This window comes from Oribacterium sp. oral taxon 078 str. F0263, from assembly GCF_000469565.1.
Classification (GTDB): Bacteria; Bacillota; Clostridia; order Lachnospirales; family Lachnospiraceae; genus Oribacterium.
The window spans coordinates 15,155-36,251 of sequence record NZ_KI273093.1; the positions used below are offsets into that span (position 1 = coordinate 15,155).

Consider the following 21,097-nt stretch of genomic DNA (forward strand, 5'->3'; position numbering starts at 1 on the left):
GGACGCCGCGCCCTTCCCCGGGAGGCTGTCCCCTCTGCGGCGGCGCCCCTTTTTGGAGGTCGCTATGCCTTTGATATTTTCCAGACTTGAGAAGATCAAGCCGCTCTACGACCTGATGGATAAGGTCATTCTCTTTCTCTGCAAGCTTCTCCTGATAGCGGACATTGCGATCACGACGATGTCTGTCATCGGGCGGCAGATCCCCTTCATTCCGGATCCGGCCTGGTCGGAGGAGCTTGTGCTCACACTGATGTCCTATATGGCGGTTCTCTCCGCGGCGCTCGCGATTCGGAGAAAGAGCCATATCCGGATGACGACCTTCGACCGCTTTCTCCCGAAGACCTTTGTGAAGATACTGGATCTTCTCTCGGATATCGCGGTCCTTGTGCTCGCCGTCATTATGATCGTCGTGGGATGGAAATATGCGGCCGGACTCGGCGCGGTCGGAAGCTATATCAGCATGCCCTGGCTCTCGAAGTTTTGGATGTATTTCCCGATCCCGATCGCGGGGCTTGCGATGCTGATCTTTGAGCTTGAGAGGATCTTTCTGGATCTCGAGGCCTTTTACCGGAAGGAGGGAGAGTAATGGATGCCAATTCCGCCGCGATCATAGTGCTTCTTCTCAGCTTTTTCATCATGATCCTTCTTCGCTTTCCGATCGCCTATTCCGTCGCGCTCTCCGCAATCTTCTGCCTCGCCTATCAGGGGAAGGATCTGGCCGCGGTCTGTCAGCAGATGGTCAAAGGAATTTCCTCCTTCTCCCTCATGGCGGTGCCCTTTTTCATCACTATGGGAGTCCTGATGGGGACCGGTGGGATCTCCGAGAAGCTCCTTAATCTGGCGGACGCCTGTGTGGGCTGGATGACCGGCGGGCTCGCGATGGTGAACATCGTCGCCTCCTACTTCTTCGGAGGGATCTCCGGCTCCGCGGCGGCGGACACGGCCTCTCTCGGTTCTCTCGAGATTCCCATGATGGTGAACCGCGGCTACGATGTGGACTTTTCGACCGCGGTGACGATCTCTTCCTCCGTCGAGGGGATGCTGGTTCCGCCCTCCCACAATATGGTGATCTATGCGACGACCGCCGGCGGGCTCTCTGTGGGCTCGCTCTTTCTCGCGGGCTATCTTCCGGGTGCGGTCCTTGCGGGCTGCCTCATGGTCGGCTCCTACATCATCTCGAAGAAGCGGCATTATCCGAAGGGGAAGGCCTTCTCCCTTCGCTTTTTCCTAAAGGAGCTCGGCGTCTCGATCTGGGCGCTCGCTTCGATCCTGATCGTCGTGGTCGGTGTCGTGAGCGGCCTCGTCACCGCGACGGAATCCGCTGCCATCGCCGTCATCTACTCCCTGATCGTCTCGGTCTATATCTATAAGGGCCTGAACTGGAAGGGCGTGTGGAAATGCCTCGACGACTGCGTGAATACCCTCGCGATCGTCCTCATTCTGATCGCGACCTCCAGCGCCTTCGGCTACTGCCTTACGACGCTTCATGTGCCGGATCTCGCAGCGCAGCTGATCCGCGGGGTCTCGGACAATCCGGTCGTGATCGCGATCCTTCTGAATATCATCCTCCTGCTCTTAGGCTGCATCATGGACATGGCGCCGATCATCCTGATCTCCACGCCGATCCTCCTCCCGATTGCGCGCTCCATCGGGCTGGACCCGGTGCAGTACGGCATCATCGTGGTCTTAAACTGCGGAATCGGACTCCTGACCCCTCCGGTCGGCGCGGTCCTTTTCATCGGCTCCGCGATCGCGAAGCGCCCCATGGAGAAGGTGGTTGTCGCGACGCTTCCCTTCTATGTAATGATGGTTCTCGCGCTTCTGATTATCACCTTTGTGCCGGGGGTCGCCCTCTTTATCCCGAAGCTCTTTGGCTATGTGCCGCAGGGCGCAGGGGTGCTGGCAGGGCTTGGCTGATATGAGGTATCGCTTTCTTTTCCGAAATACAGTGCGAAATCTCCTGGCTCTCACGCTCTACAAGACCTATCATTCCTATCTGGGGATCATCAATATGACCTTCGCGGCCGCGACGGGAGCGCTCGCCCTTTCCTCTCCCGCGGGGCGTCATCCCCTGATCCGCATTCTGGCAGTCCTTGCGGCCCTTTATTTCCCTCTCTTTCAGCCGATAATCCTCGCGATCCGCTTAAAGCTCCAGCTGAGGAAGCTCTGGGGAGAAGTCGAGCTCCTTGTGAGCGAGAGAAATCTCTACCTGAAGCACAGGGGGGAAAAGCAGGAGTACAACTGGTCTCAGATCAAAGGAGTCGAGAAGGGGCCGTGGCAGCTCATCCTCTACCTCGATGAAAAGCGGGGGATCGTGATCCCGGACTGCGCCCTGAAGGGAAAGAAGGAGGAGTTCTACCGTTTCTCCCTTCAGGCGATGCAACATGCGAGAAAGAGGAGACGCTGAGTGCTCGGGCTTTGAGGCTGCGGCCGCTCTTACCCTTTATAAGAGGCTTGATATAGACAGATCGGCCCGGCGGCAGTACAATGTACTGCAAAAGGGAGGGGATGATAATATGGCATTTTCCATCAGATTGACAGACGAAGAAAAAGCACTTGCGGAGAGCTATGCAAAACTTCATGCAGTCTCCTTGGGGGAAGCTTTTAAGAGAGCTTTATTTGAGCGTATAGAGGATGAATATGATCTCACAGCAGCTGAGGAGGCCTACAAAGACTATATAGACAGCGGATGCAAAGCTACTCCCGCGGCCGATTTTTGGAGGGAGTTGGATGCAGAAGTATAAAGTCCTGCTGTCGGAACGTTTCAAGAAGGAATTCAGGAAGCTAGATAAGTACACGCAGAAAATGATACATGACAGATAAGGAAACAGCCGCCTTACAGGCGGCTGTTTCCTTATCTGAGAGGGACTGATACAGCGAATGGCGGTCATTTCCCTCGGTCTATGACGCTTTCTTTTTGCTGCTTCGATAGAGGTAGACGAGGATCGGCAGCACGATATAGCCGAGGATCATGGCGAAAATCGCATAGAGGTTCGGCTTTGTCACTCCGTCCACTGTGACGGAGAACTGCGCAGCCCACTTGAATTTTGCGAGGAGCAGCAGGGTGAGCACGAGGGAGAGAAGGGAGACGGGGACATCCAGAATGAAGTTTTTCTTCGGATTGTCGATGATCGGCTTTCGGTTCTTTCCGTAGTAGAAGGTAATGACCGCGAGCGGCACCAGCACGAACTGCACAAAGCGGGAGATCGAGCTTATGATCATAATGCCTCTCATATCGTAATTAAAAGCCATCGGAATCACGATGGCGAGAAGCACCGTCAGAAGGAAGGCCGGGAGCGGGAGATCGCGCCCGGTCCGTTTTGCGAAGAGCTTCGGGACCTGGCCGTCATTTGCCATCGCCTCGATGACACGCGGCGTCAGGAAGGAGGCCGCGACATTGATGCCGAACATGGAGACCAGAGCGCCCAGGATGATGATGTTTTTGATCAGGGGATTCTGGAAGACCGCAGCGAGCACGACGACATCCTTTGAGCTCACCATTGCCACGGGATCGATCATCATGGAGACGAAGACGATGCCGAAGTAGATGAGGGCGATGATGCTGATCGCAAGAGGAAGGGCCTTCGGAAGATTCTTCTCCGGCTCCTCCATATCGCTCGCCCCGCTCGCCACACTCTCAAAGCCTGTGAAGGCGTAGAAGGCGGCGATGACGGCTGTCACGAATCCGCCGCTCGTGAGCGGAGGCACCAGCTTTTCTCCCGCGTCATTCAGGAGCTGATCGACCTCCAGGATGCGGTTGACATGGGTCGTGAACAGGATATAGAAGCCCGCGAGGATCGTGATGGCGAGGGCGGAGAGCTTTCCGATCGTGGAGAGATTGGAGACGAAGGTGAGGACCCTCGTCCCGACCAGATTGATCACGAGGAGAATCGTCATCAGGAGGAGGAAGCCGAGGGTGATTTTTCCCTTGTCCGAGCTGTCCTGTCCGAGAATCTGGAGGGCGGTCTTCACGACACCGGTCGCCATGACGCCCCAGGCGATGCTCGCCGCGACGAATCTCGTGATTCCGACATAGAGTCCCGCATTTTCGCCGAAGGCCGCCTCACAGTAAGCGTAGGCCGCTCCGTTCTTTACGACGTAGCGGGAGGCGGAGGCAAAGCTTAGGGCCAGGACGGCGGCAAAGACCGCCGCGCAGACGTAGATGAAGGGGGCGAGACTTCCCGAGAGCTTTGCGACGCCGCCCGGGGAGAGGAAGATGCCTGTCCCGATGATCGCATTGATCGTGAGAAGGACGATGGACCAAAATCCGATTTTCTTTTTTTCAGCCATGATATCTTACCTCCCCGCTTCCGTGACCAGAGCCTGAAAGAGCTTCTTCATATCGGGGTCGACCATGGAGCGCATTTCCGGGTGCCACTGCACGCCGATGATGAAGTCCGCGCTCCTATGCTCGATCGCTTCGACGACACCGTCCTTTGCTCTCGCGCTCACATCGAAGTCTGCCGCGATGTCCTTTAAGATCTGGTGGTGGAAGGAGTTCACGCGGAGCTCTTCCTTTCCAAGGATCTTTTGCAGCCGGGAATCCTTGGCGATTCCCACGGAGTGGGTAGCTGTCTTCGGGCTGTGCCCCTGCATATGCTTGTAGACATCCCCCGACTTCTCGGAGAGATCCTGATAGAGGGTCCCTCCCTCACAGGTATTGATCACCTGGATGCCGCGGCAGATGCCGAGGATGGGGATTCCCCTTTCCTTTGCCTTTCGATAGAGGAAATAGTCGTAGCGGTCTCTCTCCGGGCAGATCTCCCCGAGCTTTTGATGCGGCTCCTCCCCGTAGTTTATCGGGGAGACATCGTGGCCTCCGGAGAGGATCAGTCCGTCTATAAGGGACAGGGCCTTCTCAAGGGCCTCCTGATCATCGCTCATCGGAAGCATCAGGGGGACGCCCCCGGATGCCAGCACGGAGTCGACATAATCCCGGTTCACATAGATCCTGTGATAGCCGGGAAAGATCCCCCCGCTGTCCACAAGGAGTCCTGTGGAAATTCCAATCACTGCTCTTTTTTTCATAAATTCCCCTTCCTGATTTCTTCTTCCGTCTTCTGTCAGCTGCCTTCCGACAGCGGCCCATAGAGAAGAATATAAAGTTAAAAGTTAGGATAACACGGATTCAATCGAAAAAATTACATGCCAACGGGCGTGATGCCGAAAAAGCGTGCGGAACGCCGGAGTCCCCTCCGCTTGGACAAGGGCGGAAAAGGCGGCAGCGCCGCGGCTTCATTCTCTTATCCTGCCGGATGGCGGAACCTGCTTTGTAAACGGCAGCTGTTCCGGCGCCCGGCGGGACCTTATACGGTATTTACAGGCAGCTTTTCACATCGACCTGATCCGTCATGACGTTCAGAATCTCCCGGTCTGTGGGGCGCATGCCGACCTTTCCGATATAACCCATGTTGCGGATGGTCTCCTCCACGTCGTCCTCCACGATCCCCTCACCGGCGGCAAAGGATTTATCGTTCATGCTCATGTGATGCGCGAGGATCGCCGCATGGAGGGAGGACGCGACCTTTGCCGCGCAGCTCGGCTTTGCGCCGTCGCAGACGATACCGCCCACATTTGCGAGAGTATTGGTGATCGTCTTCGAGATCCTCGGGTAGTCTCCGCCGGAGAGATAGGTGATGCCGGCCCCGGCCCCGCAGGAGGCGCTGACCGCTCCGCAGAAGGCGGAGAGCGCCCCGATGAAGTGCTTGATATAGATGGAAACCAGGTTGCTGATGATGAGCGCGCGGAAGCGCTTTTGCTCCAAGACCTCGAGGACCTTCGCGTATTCGACGATCGGCATGCTCACCGTGATACCCTGATTGCCGCTTCCGGAATTGATGACGACCGGCAGAGGGCAGCCGCTCATCCTGGCATCGGAGCCCGCCGCTGCCCTTGCGCAGGCGCAGCTTTTCACATCGTGCCCGAAGGCCTCGAGGATTGTCTTTCCGACGCAGGCGCCCCATACATTGTCCAGTCCCTCCTGGGAGATCGCATAGTTCATGTCGATCTGCCGCTGTAAAAGCTCCCTGACCTCGGAGAGATCGACGCTGTCCGCATATTCGAGGATGCCCTGGAGATCCATGAGGCTTTTATCCCCGATGGGGATCGGAGTGTCGTCCTTTGGCTGTTCCCCTTCCTGAAAGAGGACTTCTCCGTCCCTCTCCATGAGGCTGATATTTGTGTGGCTGTTCTCGATCCGGATCTCCGCGCTGTGCTCTTTTCCCCGGACGATGGCGGAAATGTAGAGGTTCGGGACATTTTCCGCGAATTTTACCTCGCAAAAGCCCTCTTTCGCGAGCTTTCTCGTCCTTTCCCGCGCCTCCTCCGTGACCTCGGTGATGACCTCGAGCTTCTTGTCCGGATCCCCGCCGACCAGACCGAGAATCGCCGCGGCCGGGATCCCCTTCTGCCCTCCGGAATTTGGCACCGTGACCGCCTTTACATTCTTGATCATGTTGCCGGAGCAGCTGATCACCATGTGCTCGGCCTCCTCGCCGAGGAGCTTTCCCGCGGCCGCGGCGGCGAAGGCGATCGCGATCGGTTCTGTGCAGCCCATCGCGGGGATCAGCTCGCCACGAAGAATCTCCGTATAGTTGTCCATTAAAGCTTTGTCCATTGAAATCTCCTTCTTTATTACTTTGAAACGTATCGAAAAATGCAAAAGCGGACCGAAGGGCCCGCACGCCTCCTCCGGAGAAGACAGGAAAGCGGAGCTTCGCCGATACCTTTCTAGAATACCACAGAGAGAGAAAAATCTGCATAGACTTTTATGGATTTTTCGTATTTTTTTGTCAGCGGAGAAAGTTAGCTGTGACTTATAAAACGATAATAAATCCTTCTTTTTTATTGACAGCGAGTTGGCCCCTGTATATGATTAGCTTGCGCCGTAAGTTCTCGCCCGGCGGCAGAAGACAAGGCGGCAAGGCGGGGCCGAGTCATACAAATATGTGGGGCTTATCATCGCGGCGCCGGTAATTTCGGCATAGAAGTTCAGGGAGGATTTTTTATGAAGAGAGTTTTGACAGGACTTATCCTGGGGGCGATGGGATTTTCACTCGCTGCCTGCGGCGGCGGAAAGACGGAGAGCAAAGCGGCGGGAGATTCCGCGAGCCTTAGCGGGAGCGCGAAGGGCTTCGGAGGAGATGTGACGGTGACGCTCACGAAGAAGGACGGGAAGATCATCGAGGCGAAGATAGAGGGAGCGAACGAGACAGATAATGTCGGAAAGGCGGCGATCCCGAAGCTGCAGGAGCAGATCGTAAAGGCAAACGGCGCGGACATTGACGGCGTGAGCGGCGCCACTGTGACGAGCAATGCGGTAAAGGAGGCAGTGAAGCAGGCGCTCGGTGAAGCTTCGCCTGAGAGCTCCCCCGCTGAGACAAAGGCGGAGGAAAAAAAGGAATCCTCCGCTTCCTCCGAGAGCAAGGCGGAGGAAGCGGGAGGAGAGCTCCGGATCGGTGAGGCCTACGCGTCAGCGCACGGGGAGAAGAGCTTCGCCCAGGCCGTCGCTGTTGTAAAGGGCGATACCGTGCTGGCAGCTTATGTTGATGAGTACCAGTTCCTTCCGAAGGAGAGCGCGAAGGGAGTGCCGAATGCGGACGGCGGCCTCGCGGAGGGCTATACCGGAGATGTCGTGCTCGCCTCAAAGCGGGAGAACAGCGATTATTACAGCGGTCTCATGAAGGAGAAGGCGCAGGCCACCGGGACGATCTCCGGAGGCTACGATGCGATCCAGAGCTTTGCGGCGGGAAAGACGATCGAAGAGCTGGAGAAGCTCTCTTCGGAGGACAATGCGGTGGACGCTGTGAGCGGAGCGACGCTGAAGGACACGGCGAAGTACCTCGCCGCAATCGTTGAAGCCGCGAAGAATGCGAAGGGAAATCCGGGCGTGAGCTTCGAAGGGGATCCGAGCGGACTGAAGCTGAAATTTATGCTCGGAGCGGCTCACGGCGATAAGTGCTTCTCCACAGCGGCCGTGCTGACGGACGGGGATAAGGTTGTCCTGAGCTACCTGGATGAACTGCAGTTCATGCCGAAGGATTCGGCGAGCGGCGTGCCGAACAGTGACAAGAAGCTGGGAGAAAACTACGCGGAGGGACAGGTTCTCGCCTCGAAGAGAGTGAATGCGGAGTATTACAGCGGCCTGATGAAGGAAAAGGCCCAGGCCACGAAGAGGATCGACGAGGGCTATGATGCGATCCAGAAGGCGGCGGACGGAAAGACGGTCACGGAGATCGACAGTATGGCCGGAGAGGAGAAGGCAGATGCCGTGAGCGGAGCGACGCTGAAGGACAGCGCGAATTATCTCAAGCTCATCGAAGAGGCGGCGGAGTCCTGAGAATCCGATATCCGAAGGCATCCTCCGGAGAGCCCGGTCCGAAGGGATTCGGATTTATAGGACAGAGATCAAAGGACAGGGCAGCCGGAGGAAGAGCGTTCCACGCCGGGGAAATGGATCGAGAAAAGAGGCAAGAGGGGATGGAGGAGAAAACGAGGCAGAGAGACTCTGAGGGAGAGGGGGAGAGGACGGATGCGAAAAGCCGCGGCGAAGGGCTGGGAATCGTGGTCTTCGGAGCGGTCTTTGTGGATGTGAAGGGCTATCCGCTTTCGCAGTACATCCCCGGAGGCAAAAATGCGGGCCGCGTCATACAGGTGCACGGGGGCGTGAGCCGGAACGTGGTGGAGGACATTGCGAATGTGGAGCTTCGGCCGACCTTTATCAGCATTGTGGATGAGGGGGGCATGGGGACGGATGTGATCCGGAAGCTCCAGCGCCATCGGGTGAACACCGATTACATCCGGAGAGTCGAGGGCGGGCTCGGGACCTGGCTCGCAGTCTTCAACAACGAGGGGGATGTCGTGGCCTCGATCTCCGGGAGGCCGGATCTTTCTGAAATCTCCGATATTCTGAAAGAGCACGGGGAGGAGATCATCTCCCGGGCGGACAGCGTCGTCCTGGAGATCGATATGGACTCCGCGATCCTGAAGCAGATCTTTTCGCTTTCCGAGAAGTATCGGAAGAAGATCTATGCGGTGGTCTCCAATATGTCCATCGCGATGGAGAGGCGGGATCTTCTGAAGCGGACCGACTGCATCGTCTGCAATGAGCAGGAGGCGGGGCTCCTCTTTTCCGAGAATTATGAAGGCCGCTCCCCGGAGGAGCTGGAGAAGGAGCTTTTGGAAAAGGTGCAGCTTGCGAAGATCCCGAGGATGATCGTCACCATGGGGGAGAGAGGGGCTGTCTATGCGGAGCAGAGCGGAGCCTCCGGCCGCTGCCCGTCGAAAAGGGTGCATGTCATCGATACGACGGGGGCGGGGGATGCTTTCTTTGCCGGGGTCGCCATCGGACTGACCTATGGGAAGGGGCTCTGCGAGGCCTGTGAGATCGGGAGCCGCCTCGCGGCCTCTGTCATCTGCACGAAGGAGAACGTATCTCCGCGCTTTCTGCCGGAGGAGCTGGGGCTTCCCGCCGGATTGCGGAGTTCCTGAGATTTTTCGCTGCCCTTTGGAAGGAAGGCCCTGCGGCAGCCAAATGGCAGAGTTTCTGAGCCTTCCCTCCGTCTTTTGGAGGCGAAGGCTCCCCTTGGCCCGGGAAATAGCCGGGAGGACGGAAAGATAAGAAGAAAAGAAGCCCGGAGCAGCTGCTCCGAGCTTCTTTTAACGAGAGCGGATAACGGGAGTCGAACCCGCCTCACTAGCTTGGGAAGCTAGGGTACTACCGATGTACTATATCCGCAGGACCCCTCTATCCTAGCATTTCGATCGGAGTTTTGCAAGCGCTTTCTGCTTTGAATCATTTTATTTATAGGGGGATTCGTGTTATGATAGAAAAACAGTGAGAAGATCGCGGGAGGCGTCGGGAAAAGCGGCGCTTCCTTTTTCGGGAAACAGGAATTTTTCAGGAGAGGAAGGGAAGAGGAGATGAAAAAGCTGTCCTTTGTCGTCATGGATCTGTCCGGAATCTATGAGAGGGAGAGCTTCTGGAGGGAAAGGGAGGGCGCTCTCCTTCTTTCCCTCCGGGACCGCTTCCAAAGGGGAGGGATCCGCGCTCCGGAGGAGGAAGCCTTTTTAAGAGCCGAGCTTTTGCGCCCGGAGCTTTTAAGCGCTCCTCTTCATTTTCTGGATCTTTCGGATTATCATTATATGAGTCGTTTCTGGCTGGAGCAGCGGGAGGAGGATTTTCTCCTCGTCATCTATGACTACGACGCAGATCTTCGGCGGACGGAGCAAAAGGGGATAAGCCACGCCTCCTGGATCCGGGAGATCATGCTGAGGATGCCGCACTGCCGGGGGATACTTCTCCTCGGACCGAGTGCGGAGAAGCGGGCGAGGATCAATGATGAGCTTATGAGCCTCGGGAGAGAGTACCGGCCCTCTCCGGAGCTCCGGGATCCGATTCTCTCCACAAGCCTCTATTGCTTCACGGATGAGGATCTGAGAAATGGAAGGGCGGAGAGCCATATCCCCTCGCTTCTTCAGCTGCTGTCGCTTCCCCTCTGCCTCTCGATCGACAAGAGGCTTTTTCAGGGCGAGGAGAGCGGCATTCGCTTGGAGGAGTACGCGCGGAGCCTCTCCTGGATTCTTGCCTCTGCTCTTCCGATCCTCTCTGTGGACATCTGCGGTGAGCCGGAGCCGGAGGCCCCGGAGGAGCTCGTCCTCCGGGAAAATGAGAGAAACAGGAAATTTGTGGATGACTGGGCGGAATTTTTCGGGAGATAGGAGAGCATGAGACAGAGATTGGCGGACTACATTTCGGAGACACTCGTCGCAAATGGGATCACGCAGAACTTCAGCGTGACCGGCGGCGGCGCGATGCACTTAAATGATGCCTTCGGGCATCAGAGGGGGATGCATACGCTCTATCAGCACCATGAACAGGCCTGCGCCATGGCGGCGGAGAGCTATGCGAGGATCTACAATCGTCCGGCGCTCGTATGTGTGACCTCCGGCCCCGGGGGGACGAATGCGATCACCGGCGTGCTCGGCGCCTGGCTGGACTCCATCCCGATGCTCGTCATCAGCGGACAGGTCCGAAGGGACAATACGGCGCATTGGAGCGGACGCAGGCTCCGCGCGATGGGGGACCAGGAGTTTGAGATCACAAGGGCGGTCTCCTGCATGACGAAGTATGCAGAGCTTTTGCTGGACCCCTACCGGGTGCGGTATGCCCTGGAAAAGTGCATCTATCTCTCGCAGACCGGACGGCCCGGCCCCTGCTGGCTGGATATCCCGGTGGATGTACAGGGCTGCTATATCGAGACGGAGGAGCTCCGGGGCTTTTGCCGGGAGAGCTATGAGCGCGGAGAGGACGGCTGGGGGAATGCGGAAGGGAAGCGGCATCCTCACCCGGAGACGGCGTCCTCGATGCAGAGATACTTTGCGTCGGAGGAGGAGAGGGAAGAACTGCTCCGCGGCCTCTCTGCCCTCGAAAATCCGCAGCGCCTTCCGGAGGACCGGGGGGCAGCGCGGGAGGAGCTTCCGATCCCTCCCGGAGAGGAGCTGAGAGAAGCGGCATCCCATATCCTGGATAAGCTGAGGGAGAGCAGGAGACCGGTCTTCTACACGGGAAACGGCATCCGGATCGCCGGGGCGGAGGCCGACTTCCTGAAGCTGAAGGATCGCCTTCAAATTCCCGTTGTCGTCGGCTGGAATGCGCCGGATATCATCCCGACGGAGGACCCGCTCTATGCAGGCCGACCCGGGGGGAGGGGAGACCGTCCGGGGAATCTCTGCGTGCAGAATGCGGACTGTATCCTGAGCATCGGCTCCCGCCTGAATATCCGGCAGGTCGGCTATCGCTTTCAAAGCTGGGCGAGAGAGGCCTATGTGATGCTCTGCGATATCGACGGGGAGGAGCTTTGGAAGCCCTCGCTCCACGTCGATTTCCGAATCCGCTCCGACGCGGGAGATCTGATCCGGGCCCTTTTATCGGAGCTTGACAGGCGGAAGCTGAAGCGGCTCTTTTCGGGGGGCGAGGGGATTTTGCGAAAAGACGCGCTCATGCTCTCCCACACAGATAGCGCGGAGAGAATCGCATCGGGGAGAGAGAGTGAAAGACTCGACTGGCTGGAGACCACGGCCTTTTACCGGGAGAACTATCCGACTGTCCTTCCGGAATACCTAAGGACAGAGGGAGAGGACGGGGAGGGCGCGAATGTCTATGCGCTTGTGAAGATCCTGTCAGAGCTCAGCGAGGAGGGACAGATCACAGTCGTCGGAAACGGCAGCCCCTGCGTCGCGGGGGGGCAGGCCTGGCTTGTGAAAAGGGACGGGAGATTCATCAGTCAGGACGGAGTCGCGTCCATGGGCTACGGCCTCCCGGCTGCGATCGGAGCCTGTGCGGCCAGCCACGGGGAGGATGCGGAGAAGTGGCGGGAGAACGCCTTGAAAAACCCCTATTGGAAGGGGAGGAAGGAGCAGTATCCGGACTACGGGAAACGGGATATCCTGCTTCTCACCGGGGACGGCTCTATTCAGATGAATCTCCAGGAGCTTCAGACCATCATCCACCACCGCCTTCCGATCAAGATTTTTGTGATCAATAACGGCGGCTATCACTCGATCCGACAGACACAGAGGAGCTTCTTCGGGGAGCCTCTCGTCGGAATCGGCGTGGATTCCGGACTCGGCGGGAAAAGCGATCTGAGCTTTCCGGACCTGGAGAAGCTCGCTAAAGCCTACGGCTATCCCTTCCTCCGGATCCGGGACAATTCCGGACTCAGGGAGGGCCTTCGGGCTCTTCTCTCGATGGAGGGGCCGGTTCTTTGCGAGATCATCGTGAGCAGAAGCCAGCAGTTTCTCCCGAAATCTTCCGCGAAAAAGCTCCCGGACGGCTCGCTCCTCAGTCCGCCGCTTGAGGACATGGCCCCCTTCCTGCCGGAAGAGGAGCTTTCGAAGCTGATGCTTGTAAAAACGGCGGATTCCTGAGGGAGGAGAGAGGGAATGCTCTTTATGATCAGCGGGGTCACAAGCTTTCTGGGGAGAAATGCGGCGAAGCTTCTGCTCGAGAGAAAGCACAGGGTGGTGGGACTGGTCCGCCCCGGAAGCAAAAACAGGGAGAAGCTCAAGACTTCCGCCCTGTCCGGACTCTTGGTTCAGGAGCTGGACTTCGACTCCATCCCGGAGGCGGAATCCTGCCGGAAGATCTTCGGCTTCTCCCTTCGCGGAGAGGGGAAGGAGGGGCTCTGCCTGCCGGGGGAGCTTGTCTTTTTGCACTTCAGCTGGGACGGCGTGGGCTCTGCCGGGAGATCCGATCCGGAGCTTCAGGAGAGGAATATCCGGAATGCGAAGAAGGCCTTCCGGATCGCGGAGGGCCTTCACGCCTCCCGCTTTCTCTTTGCGGGCTCTCAGGCGGAGTACGGAGGAGGGGGACACGAAAGGCCCGAGCCGAGGAGCGAATACGGAAAGGCAAAGCTCGCCTTCGGGCGCTGGGGGATGGAGCAAAGCTCCGAGACGGCCTTCTATCACCTTCGGATCCACTCGATTTATGGGAGCGGGGATCACGAGGGAAGTCTCGTGAATGCCCTGATTCGCGCTCATTTAAGGAGGGAGGCCATCCGCCTTTCCCCCTGCACGCAGGACTGGAATTATCTGGAGGTCCGGGATCTCTCCTCCGCTCTTTTGCTTCTCTCGGAGTCAGAGAGGGCGGAGGCCGGGATCTACGATATCGCGTCCCGGGACACTCGCCCGCTCCGAAGCTATGTCGAGGAGATCTGGCGGATCCTGAATGAAGGATCTGGCGGAGAGAGGCTTTCGGAGAGAGACTATCTTCTCTTTGGAGAGAGAGGAAATAATGCAGAGGGGGATATCGGCATGGCGCCGGACACCGCGGCGCTCCGTGCCCTGGGATTTTCGGAGAGGATCAGCCTTCGGCAGGGCATCGGGGAGCTTCTATCAGAGGAGGAACGGAAATGAGGGAGGGGGAGACGAAAAGGCGCTGTCTCGCCTGCGGCGGGGCACTGAGGAAGCTTGCGGACTTTCAGGATATGCCCGCGAGCGCGCAGGATCTTCCGGGGGAGGAGGAGCTCTCCGGGGAGAAGGCCATCACGCTCCGGCTCTGCCAGTGCGGGCGCTGCGGACTGGTACAGTTTGATACAGAGCCGGTCCCCTATTACAGGGATGTGATCCGCGCCGGGGGAGGGAGCAGTACGATGCGCCGTCTCCGCTTTGAGGAGTACCGCCGCCTCCTTCTGGAGCTCAAAAGGATGGGGCTCAGGGAACCGAAGCTCCTCGAGGTCGGCTGCGGGAGAGGAGAGTTTCTCTCCCTGTGGAGAGAGCTTCCCCTCGAAGAGGAGGGAGAGGAGACGGGAGCGCTCCGTTCTCTCCTTTCTTCCCTGAAGCTCTACGGGATCGAGCACAGCGAGAGGCTTTCGGAGGTGGCGAGGGAGCAGGGGCTCTCTGTCCGAAGGGGCTTTCTGGAAGGGGATGTTCTCCTGCCGGAGGCTCCCTTTGACGCCTTCACCCAGTTTAATTTCTTAGAGCATCAGCCGGATCCTCTCTCCATGCTCCGGGCGGTCCGGAGGAATCTCACAGCTTCGGGGCTTGGGCTTGTCACGGTCCCAAGCTTTGAATATATCCTGGAAAATGACGGCTACTATGAGCTTCTCCGGGATCATATCGCATATTATACAAAGGAAAGCCTGCAAAGGCTCTTCCGGGATGCGGGCTTTGAGACGCTCTCCGAAAGGATCGTAAACCGGGACACGATAGAGATCATTGTGCGTTCTTCCGATACAGCCTATCCCGGAGGAGAGCCCGCAGCGATATCTCCCGTCGATATCACGGGCTTAAAGGAGAATCAGAGTCTTTTGAAGGAAACGATACAGCGGCATATCTCGGAGCTTTCCCGGGAGGGAAAGACTATGGCGCTCTGGGGCGCAAGTCACCAGGGCTTTACGCTTTCCTCCAGCACAGAGCTTTGCGGAAGGATCCGCTATATCATAGACTCCGCTCCCTTTAAGCAGGGGAGATACGCCCCCGGCTCCCATATCCGGATCGTTCCTCCGTCCCACTTCCTCTCCGAGCCGGTGGATGAGATCCTGATCGCCGCCCCCGGCTATACCGATGAGATCGCGGCACTGATTCGGCGGGACTTCGGGGAGAATGTGAAGATCCTCGCGCTCCGCTCGAAAACGATCACGGAATACCCGGGAGGAAAAGTATGAGGGCGCTCGTTCTCAGGGGGAGAGGGGAGATCGCCTATGTGGAGAAGCCGGAGCCAAAGCTTCTATCCCCCCACGGCGCGCTGCTTCGCCCGAAGCTCATCTCCCCCTGCACCTCTGATGTGCATACGATCTGGCAGGGCTCCCCGAAGAAGCCGGAGCTCACTCTGGGGCATGAATGTCTCGCGGAGATCATAGAGGTCGGAGGAGCGGTCCGGGACTTCCGCCCGGGAGAGCTGGTCGCGGTCTCCGCGGTCACGCCGGACTGGTCTCAGCCGGATGTCTTTAAAAACTATGCCCACGCCGGATATAATTTCTCTGCCCATATGCTCGGAAAGTCCATCGACGGGGCCTTTCAGGAGCTCTTCTATCTCCCCTATGCGGACCGGAATCTCGCGAGAATCCCCGAGGGGATGGATCTCTTGGATGCGCTCATGGCGGTGGATGTCTGTCAGACCGGCTTCACCGCCGCGGAGGAGGGAGAGGTTAGAAAGGGGCAGGAGATCGCGGTCCTCGGGATCGGAGCGATCGGACTTTCCGCGATTCTCGCCGCAAGGCATTACGGAGCGAAAAGGATCTTCGCGGTCGGCTCCCGAAGGGAGAATGCGGAGATCGCAAAGAGCTTCTCGGATGAGCACTGCCAGGTGGAGCTCATCGACTATAAAAGCTGCGTCAGTGCTCTCCCGGAGGGACTCCATCCGCTTGCCAATTCCACGGGCTCTCCGGTCGTAAACGAGATCCTGAAGAGGACGTCTCTCAGGGGAGTGGACAGCGTGCTTCTCTGCGGGGGAGATGCGAAATCCTTCCCGATGGCGGTGGATATGGTGAAGTACGGGACCGGAATCGTCTCCAATGTCATGTACTTTGGGGCAGAGCCCGGGAGGGAGAAATTGCAGGAGGAGCACCGGGGGATCGATGCTCTGGAGATCCCGAAATTCTCCATCGGGCGGGGCATGGCGGGAAAGACGCTCCGCTTCTCACTCTCAAAGGGCGGGAGGGAGAATCTGGAGAGGATACTCCATATCCTCACAACGGAGCGGCTCCATCCGGGCTGCTTTGTCACAAAGCAGTATCAGGGTCTCGACAAGACCGCGGAGGCCATTTATGATATGAAGGAGCGGCGCGCCATAAAGATTGCGATCTCGGTTTAGGCAGCAAGGCGCGGCGCATCTTCGGAGGCTGTCAGAAACGAGGCGAATTTGAAAAAGATCAGTATTGTTATCCCCTGCTACAACGAGGAGGAAAATGTGCTTCCGCTCGCAAAGGCCCTCAGGGACTGCTTTTCGGCGGAGCTTTCGGACTATTGCTACGAGCTCCTCTTTATCGACAACGACTCCCATGACAGGACGAGAGACAGAATCCGGGAGCTTTGCAGGGAGGATCCGAAGATCAAGGCGATCTTCAACGCGAAGAATTTCGGCCAGTTCAACAGCCCCTACTATGCGATGCTGCAGTCCGACGGGGATGCCACCATCTTAATGGCGGCGGACTTCCAGGACCCGGTGGAGATGATCCCCCGTTTTGTCCATGCCTGGGAGGAGGGGAGCCGCATCGTAATCGGCGTAAAGATCCGCTCCCGGGAGTCCAGACTCATGTACTGGCTCCGCGGCATCTATTACCGCGCCATAAAGCGGATGTCCTCTGTGGATCAGATCAGCCAGTTCACGGGCTTCGGGCTCTATGACCAAAGCTTCATCAGGGTGATGCGCTCTTTGGATGATCCCACGCCCTTTCTCCGCGGCATCGTCGCGGAGCTCGGCTACCGGAGGACGGAGATCCCCTATACGCAGCCAAAGCGCCGGGCGGGGACGACGCACAATAATTTCTACACACTTTACGACGCCGCCATGCTGAGCTTCACAAGCTATACGAAGGTCGGACTCCGCATCGCCGTATTCTTTGGAGGAGTCTGCAGCGCACTCTCCATGCTGATCGGCATGCTCTACCTCGTCATGAAGCTGATCTGGTGGAACCGCTTTCCGGCGGGCATGGCCCCCATGCTGATCGGCATGCTCTTTCTCGGCTCGGTCCAGATCTTCTTTATCGGCCTTCTCGGAGAGTACATCCTCTCCATCAATCAAAGGGTCATGAAGCGCCCATTGGTGGTGGAGGAGGAGAGAATCAATTTTCCCGACGCCCCGAAGTATTCGGGTGTCGACTGAAGCCCCATTTCGGGAAGATCCCATGATCCGGCAAAGAGCGGGGGACAGAGAGGGTATCGCGGAGGGCGGATGGCTTCGCGGGGAGAGGGAAGGATATGAGAACAAAGCTTGATATCGCGCTGGTCCGGGAGGGAAAGCTCAATTTGCAGGGCTGGGCCTTCGGAAGAGACCCGGAGACAAGGGTGCACTATGAGGTCCTGGGAAAGGACGGGAAGGCCGCGGAGGGCGTTCTCATCTCCTCGGTGCGGAGGGATTCCGTGGCGGAGGCCTTTTTCCCGGATTATGAAAAGGAGACGGGGCATCCGATCCGCCGGGAGCTCGGCTTCGATATCGAGCTTCCCTATACCTTTGGAAGCGGGGATTCCTGCACCCTCCTGATCGAGGTGGACGGCAGGAGGCGCCGCTTTTTTCTCGATGACAAACGCTTGGAGGCCTTTAATTCCCATGCGCACAGGAAACGGGAGAGATTCCTCGCCCTTTTAAATCCGGAGACGCTCGAGGCAGTCCGGGAGACGTTTCGAAAGGACGGATTCTTTGCCCTCTTTAAAAAGACGGTCCATAAACTGAAGGGGATCGAAGAGGACTATGACTACAACGAGTGGTATCGAAGCTGCCGCGTGAGCGAGGAGGAGCTCGAGAGGCAGAGAGGACTGCATTTTCCGCATGAGCCGAAATTCTCCATCGCGGTGCCGGTCTACCGGACACCGGAGAAATTTCTGAGGAGGATGCTGGAATCCGTCCGAAGACAAAGCTATGGGAATTTTGAGCTTCTCGCCGCGGATGCCTCGGCCTATGAGGGCCTGATCTGGGGAAAGGAGGGAGGAAAAACTCCGAAAGAGGTCCTTCGGGAGTTTTCGGAGAAGGACCCGCGCTTTCGCTATGAGATTCTTCCGGAGAACCGCGGCATCGCGGAGAACACGAATGCCGCGCTCCGCATGGGGGCGGAGGGGGAATTTATCATTCTCATGGATCATGATGATGAGCTCTCGCCGGACGCTCTCTATGAATGCGCAAAGGCGATCAACGAGCATCCGGGCTTAAAGCTTCTCTACAGCGATGAGGACAAGATCGACTTCGAGTCCGCCTATCTCTTCGAGCCGCATTTCAAGTCCGACTATAATCCGGAGCTCCTCCGCTCGGTAAACTATATCTGTCATCTCCTGGTAGTGGGGAGAGGGCTTTTGGAGAGCGTCGCAGAGCAAAACGAGAGAGGGGAGAGGATCTATGAGAGGAAGGAATACGACGGCGCGCAGGATTACGATCTCATCCTGAGGCTCTGCGAGAGGGCAGATGAGATCGCGGAGCAGGAGGAGGAGAGGCGGGGCCTTCTGCCGGAGGACAGAAAGCGGCTGTCGGAGGCCCTTTTCACCTCGGAGAACATCTTTCACATAAAAAAGGCGCTCTACCACTGGCGCTCTCACCAGCTCTCCACCGCGGCGAATCCGGAGGCGAAGCTCTATGCCTTTGAGGCGGGGAGACGGGCGATCGAGGCCCACTGCGCGAGAGTCGGCCTGCCGCTCCTAAGCGCTGAGAAGGGGATCACCTACGGCTTTTATCATCTGAAATATCGGATCGAGAGGACGGAGAAGGGAGCGGAGCCGCTGATCTCCGTCATCATCCCGAACAAGGACCACCGGGAGGATCTCGACAAGGCGATCCGTTCTCTCATCCGGGGGAGCTATTCGAATCTTGAATTCATCGTCGTGGAGAATAATTCGGAGCGGGAGGATACCTTCTCTTATTATGAAGAAATCACGCGCGAATTTCCGGACTGCTTCGTCTCGAAGGAGGAGGCGCTCCAAAGACCTGTCGTCCGTGTCGTCCGCTGGGAGCGGGAATTCAATTATTCCGCGATCAACAACTTCGGAGCCCGGGAGGCGAGAGGGGACTATTTTCTTCTTCTGAACAACGATATCGAGCTCATCGAGCCGGATTCCCTGCGGGAGCTTCTGCAGTTCGTTCAGCTCCCCGGAATCGGAGCCTGCGGGGCCAGGCTTCTCTACCCGGACCATGTCATCCAGCATGCCGGCGTCGTCATGGGCTTTGGGGGCATCGCCGGCGCGGCCTTCATCGGCATTCACGATAAGGAAAATACCTATATGCACCGGGCGAAGTGCGTCCAGGATTATTCCGCGGTGACGGCGGCGGTCCTCCTCACAAAGCGAAGCCTCTTCGAACAGGTCGGGGGGCTCACGGAGGAGCTCGCCGTGGCCTTCAACGACGTCGATTTCTGCTTAAAGCTCCGCGCTCTGAAGCAGCGGATCGTCTATAATCCCTACGCGCTCTTCTATCACTATGAGTCGAAGTCCCGCGGCATGGAAGATACGCCGGAGAAGGTGAAGCGCTTTAACTCTGAAATCGTGAAGCTCGCGAAGCGCTGGCCGGAGATCCTGCGGCAGGGAGATCCCTATTATAACCCGGCCCTCACACTCCGGAAGTCGAACTTCGTCCTGAGGGACCTTAAGAAGGAAGCACCCGGAGAGCCCTTCCCCCTCCCGATCCTGAAGGATATCGTATAGAGAGCATGCGAAATCCTTCAGCATTGGAAAAGAGATCGGCATATGGCTCGGCGTTGCTGTCGAAAGAAATACGATAATCCGACATTTTTCTTACAGGCCTTGACAAGTGCGAAAAGATTCGCTACAATCGCAGTGTTTTAAGAAACGATTAAGAAAAAGCACTTTTTGGCATAATATTCTGCTTCGGGGAATCTGTGAGAACGGTTTTTGCGGCTGGCCCGCAGAGATCATGGTTCGCACGGTACCCGGGGAGCCGGGAGGGCGAAAGCCCGAACGACATATCCCAAGCCACTTTATGAGAGGGAATACTTGTCCGCGCTTTTTCCGAGGTCTTCCAGACAGAGTATGAGGTGAGCATCATGAAGAGAGAGAAGAATACGAATACAAAGAAGCTTTTGAATCGGAAGAACGCCATCGCTGTTACACTGACGGCATCCCTCCTCGGCATTGGGGCGGTCGGCACAATATATACTGTTTCGTCCACCGCGACGCCGGTGGCCACGACACTCCGCTATATCGCGACCTCGAATGTGGTTCCCGCACCTGCCACGGGGTCCAATATCGCAACGGATTCGGAGATCGGCGGCAGATCCTCCTCCGGGACCAAGGGTCACGCCTGGGTAGATACCGCCGCAAGGCAGAACACGGAGAACAGCCAGAATATGAGCCCGGAGAACCCGGCGCAGTATCAGCAGGCCCCTGTGGGCGCTGAGGCGGATCCTGCGAAGAAGGGAGATCCCGCGTCCGCGAAGTCCGCTGGCGCAAAGGCGGCAGTGGATGCGGCGTCCAAGGGAAAGGGGAAGGGCGGCCGTGGTGTGAAGACGGGCGATGAGTCCAATATCTTCCTCTATCTGGGAGGCCTTGCCGCTTCCATGAGCGCTCTCGCCGGAGCCTTTGTCTTCCGGAAAAAGAGAGAGAACGCCTAAACATCGCTATCCTTCGGGAGCAGGCATGCAGCTGCTCTTGAGGAAGAAGACCCGCGCACTCCCGTCCCATGCTGTGCCTGTTTGTACTAGCGGCGGATCGGTCTTCCCTTCAGAGTCAGCTGTATGCAATCCATAAAGTAAATGCCTATGCCGCACTTTGCGGCGCAGTATGAATATAGGCCTGGTAACGCGAGACCCCGTCCTCCTTTTCGTGTGAGCGCAAAGGAAGACGGGGCCTTTGCTTTGCTCAGGTAAAGCTCTGTTTTGGATGAAAGTAGATCGATCTGCCGTTTGTCTGCCCAACGCAGGACGCTCTCGCTCCGACTGCC

General features: G+C 57.7%; 17 protein-coding genes and 1 tRNA gene. 14 read left to right on the plus strand and 4 right to left on the minus strand.

What is annotated here, in order from left to right; genetic code table 11:
* The first annotated feature begins 64 nt into the window (after positions 1-64).
* The 4 genes from HMPREF1986_RS02585 (at position 65) to relB (ending at position 2,744) form a co-directional block, all read left to right on the plus strand.
* Entirely contained in the window at positions 65-586 is a 522-nt protein-coding gene (locus HMPREF1986_RS02585; RefSeq protein ID WP_021773193.1) for a TRAP transporter small permease, read from the plus strand.
* The gene (locus HMPREF1986_RS02590) at positions 586-1,917 is read left to right on the plus strand and encodes a TRAP transporter large permease (RefSeq protein ID WP_021773194.1); all 1,332 of its coding nucleotides are present in this window, start codon (positions 586-588) and stop codon (positions 1,915-1,917) included. The genes HMPREF1986_RS02585 and HMPREF1986_RS02590 overlap by 1 nt, the downstream gene beginning before the upstream one ends.
* Before the next feature lies 1 nt (position 1,918).
* Entirely contained in the window at positions 1,919-2,407 is a 489-nt protein-coding gene (locus HMPREF1986_RS02595; protein ID WP_021773195.1) for a YcxB family protein, read from the plus strand.
* Positions 2,408-2,516: 109 nt separating this feature from the next.
* The gene (gene relB, locus HMPREF1986_RS02600) at positions 2,517-2,744 is read left to right on the plus strand and encodes a type II toxin-antitoxin system RelB family antitoxin (protein WP_036598971.1); all 228 of its coding nucleotides are present in this window, start codon (positions 2,517-2,519) and stop codon (positions 2,742-2,744) included.
* A 157-nt stretch (positions 2,745-2,901) separates the two neighbouring features.
* On the opposite strand, the gene HMPREF1986_RS02610 is transcribed toward relB, so the two are convergent.
* The 3 genes from HMPREF1986_RS02610 to HMPREF1986_RS02620 form a co-directional block, all read right to left on the minus strand.
* Positions 2,902-4,290, minus strand: a complete 1,389-nt coding sequence (locus HMPREF1986_RS02610; RefSeq protein ID WP_021773197.1) for an APC family permease — start codon at positions 4,288-4,290, stop codon at positions 2,902-2,904.
* Between the two features lie 6 nt (positions 4,291-4,296).
* Entirely contained in the window at positions 4,297-5,028 is a 732-nt protein-coding gene (locus HMPREF1986_RS02615) for a gamma-glutamyl-gamma-aminobutyrate hydrolase family protein (protein ID WP_009214109.1), read from the minus strand.
* Between the two features lie 289 nt (positions 5,029-5,317).
* Entirely contained in the window at positions 5,318-6,616 is a 1,299-nt protein-coding gene (locus tag HMPREF1986_RS02620; RefSeq protein WP_021773198.1) for an L-cysteine desulfidase family protein, read from the minus strand.
* Between the two features lie 390 nt (positions 6,617-7,006).
* Between HMPREF1986_RS02620 and HMPREF1986_RS02625 the strand changes: the two genes are divergently transcribed.
* Both HMPREF1986_RS02625 and HMPREF1986_RS02630 read left to right on the plus strand, forming a co-directional pair.
* Positions 7,007-8,338, plus strand: coding sequence for an FMN-binding protein (locus HMPREF1986_RS02625; RefSeq protein WP_021773199.1), 1,332 nt, complete (start codon positions 7,007-7,009; stop codon positions 8,336-8,338).
* Positions 8,339-8,478: 140 nt separating this feature from the next.
* A complete protein-coding gene (locus HMPREF1986_RS02630) occupies positions 8,479-9,489 on the plus strand; it encodes a carbohydrate kinase family protein (protein WP_330365115.1) in 1,011 nt (336 codons plus the stop codon).
* 176 nt (positions 9,490-9,665) lie between these two features.
* On the opposite strand, the gene HMPREF1986_RS02635 is transcribed toward HMPREF1986_RS02630, so the two are convergent.
* Positions 9,666-9,736: transfer RNA gene (locus HMPREF1986_RS02635), tRNA-Gly, on the minus strand.
* A 185-nt stretch (positions 9,737-9,921) separates the two neighbouring features.
* Here HMPREF1986_RS02635 and HMPREF1986_RS02640 point away from each other — a divergent pair.
* The 8 genes from HMPREF1986_RS02640 to HMPREF1986_RS02675 all read left to right on the plus strand — a co-directional run bounded on the left by HMPREF1986_RS02640 (position 9,922) and on the right by HMPREF1986_RS02675 (position 20,768).
* Positions 9,922-10,719, plus strand: a complete 798-nt coding sequence (locus HMPREF1986_RS02640) for a hypothetical protein (protein ID WP_021773201.1) — start codon at positions 9,922-9,924, stop codon at positions 10,717-10,719.
* 6 nt (positions 10,720-10,725) lie between these two features.
* Positions 10,726-12,927, plus strand: coding sequence for a thiamine pyrophosphate-binding protein (locus HMPREF1986_RS02645; RefSeq protein ID WP_021773202.1), 2,202 nt, complete (start codon positions 10,726-10,728; stop codon positions 12,925-12,927).
* Positions 12,928-12,942: 15 nt separating this feature from the next.
* Positions 12,943-13,914, plus strand: coding sequence for an NAD-dependent epimerase/dehydratase family protein (locus HMPREF1986_RS02650; protein ID WP_021773203.1), 972 nt, complete (start codon positions 12,943-12,945; stop codon positions 13,912-13,914).
* Positions 13,911-15,164, plus strand: a complete 1,254-nt coding sequence (locus HMPREF1986_RS02655) for a class I SAM-dependent methyltransferase (protein WP_021773204.1) — start codon at positions 13,911-13,913, stop codon at positions 15,162-15,164. Before HMPREF1986_RS02650 ends, HMPREF1986_RS02655 begins: the two co-directional genes overlap by 4 nt.
* Positions 15,161-16,312: an alcohol dehydrogenase catalytic domain-containing protein gene (locus tag HMPREF1986_RS02660; protein ID WP_021773205.1), complete on the plus strand. Its 1,152-nt coding sequence runs from the start codon at positions 15,161-15,163 to the stop codon at positions 16,310-16,312. Before HMPREF1986_RS02655 ends, HMPREF1986_RS02660 begins: the two co-directional genes overlap by 4 nt.
* A gap of 48 nt (positions 16,313-16,360) precedes the next feature.
* Entirely contained in the window at positions 16,361-17,323 is a 963-nt protein-coding gene (locus HMPREF1986_RS02665; protein ID WP_021773206.1) for a glycosyltransferase family 2 protein, read from the plus strand.
* Positions 17,324-17,418: 95 nt separating this feature from the next.
* The gene (locus HMPREF1986_RS02670; RefSeq protein ID WP_021773207.1) at positions 17,419-19,842 is read left to right on the plus strand and encodes a glycosyltransferase family 2 protein; all 2,424 of its coding nucleotides are present in this window, start codon (positions 17,419-17,421) and stop codon (positions 19,840-19,842) included.
* A gap of 359 nt (positions 19,843-20,201) precedes the next feature.
* Entirely contained in the window at positions 20,202-20,768 is a 567-nt protein-coding gene (locus HMPREF1986_RS02675; protein WP_021773209.1) for an LPXTG cell wall anchor domain-containing protein, read from the plus strand.
* The last annotated feature ends 329 nt before the right edge of the window (positions 20,769-21,097 follow it).

Coding starts and splice junctions, on each gene's coding strand:
- relB (WP_036598971.1), top strand. CDS start 2,517: ATGGCATTTTCCATCAGATTGACAGACGAAGAAAAAGCACTTGCGGAG.
- HMPREF1986_RS02625 (WP_021773199.1), top strand. CDS start 7,007: ATGAAGAGAGTTTTGACAGGACTTATCCTGGGGGCGATGGGATTTTCA.
- HMPREF1986_RS02590 (WP_021773194.1), top strand. CDS start 586: ATGGATGCCAATTCCGCCGCGATCATAGTGCTTCTTCTCAGCTTTTTC.
- HMPREF1986_RS02595 (WP_021773195.1), top strand. CDS start 1,919: ATGAGGTATCGCTTTCTTTTCCGAAATACAGTGCGAAATCTCCTGGCT.
- HMPREF1986_RS02615 (WP_009214109.1), bottom strand. CDS start 5,028: ATGAAAAAAAGAGCAGTGATTGGAATTTCCACAGGACTCCTTGTGGAC.
- HMPREF1986_RS02655 (WP_021773204.1), top strand. CDS start 13,911: ATGAGGGAGGGGGAGACGAAAAGGCGCTGTCTCGCCTGCGGCGGGGCA.
- HMPREF1986_RS02645 (WP_021773202.1), top strand. CDS start 10,726: ATGAGACAGAGATTGGCGGACTACATTTCGGAGACACTCGTCGCAAAT.
- HMPREF1986_RS02670 (WP_021773207.1), top strand. CDS start 17,419: ATGAGAACAAAGCTTGATATCGCGCTGGTCCGGGAGGGAAAGCTCAAT.
- HMPREF1986_RS02630 (WP_330365115.1), top strand. CDS start 8,479: ATGGAGGAGAAAACGAGGCAGAGAGACTCTGAGGGAGAGGGGGAGAGG.
- HMPREF1986_RS02640 (WP_021773201.1), top strand. CDS start 9,922: ATGAAAAAGCTGTCCTTTGTCGTCATGGATCTGTCCGGAATCTATGAG.
- HMPREF1986_RS02675 (WP_021773209.1), top strand. CDS start 20,202: ATGAAGAGAGAGAAGAATACGAATACAAAGAAGCTTTTGAATCGGAAG.
- HMPREF1986_RS02585 (WP_021773193.1), top strand. CDS start 65: ATGCCTTTGATATTTTCCAGACTTGAGAAGATCAAGCCGCTCTACGAC.
- HMPREF1986_RS02650 (WP_021773203.1), top strand. CDS start 12,943: ATGCTCTTTATGATCAGCGGGGTCACAAGCTTTCTGGGGAGAAATGCG.
- HMPREF1986_RS02610 (WP_021773197.1), bottom strand. CDS start 4,290: ATGGCTGAAAAAAAGAAAATCGGATTTTGGTCCATCGTCCTTCTCACG.
- HMPREF1986_RS02620 (WP_021773198.1), bottom strand. CDS start 6,616: ATGGACAAAGCTTTAATGGACAACTATACGGAGATTCTTCGTGGCGAG.
- HMPREF1986_RS02660 (WP_021773205.1), top strand. CDS start 15,161: ATGAGGGCGCTCGTTCTCAGGGGGAGAGGGGAGATCGCCTATGTGGAG.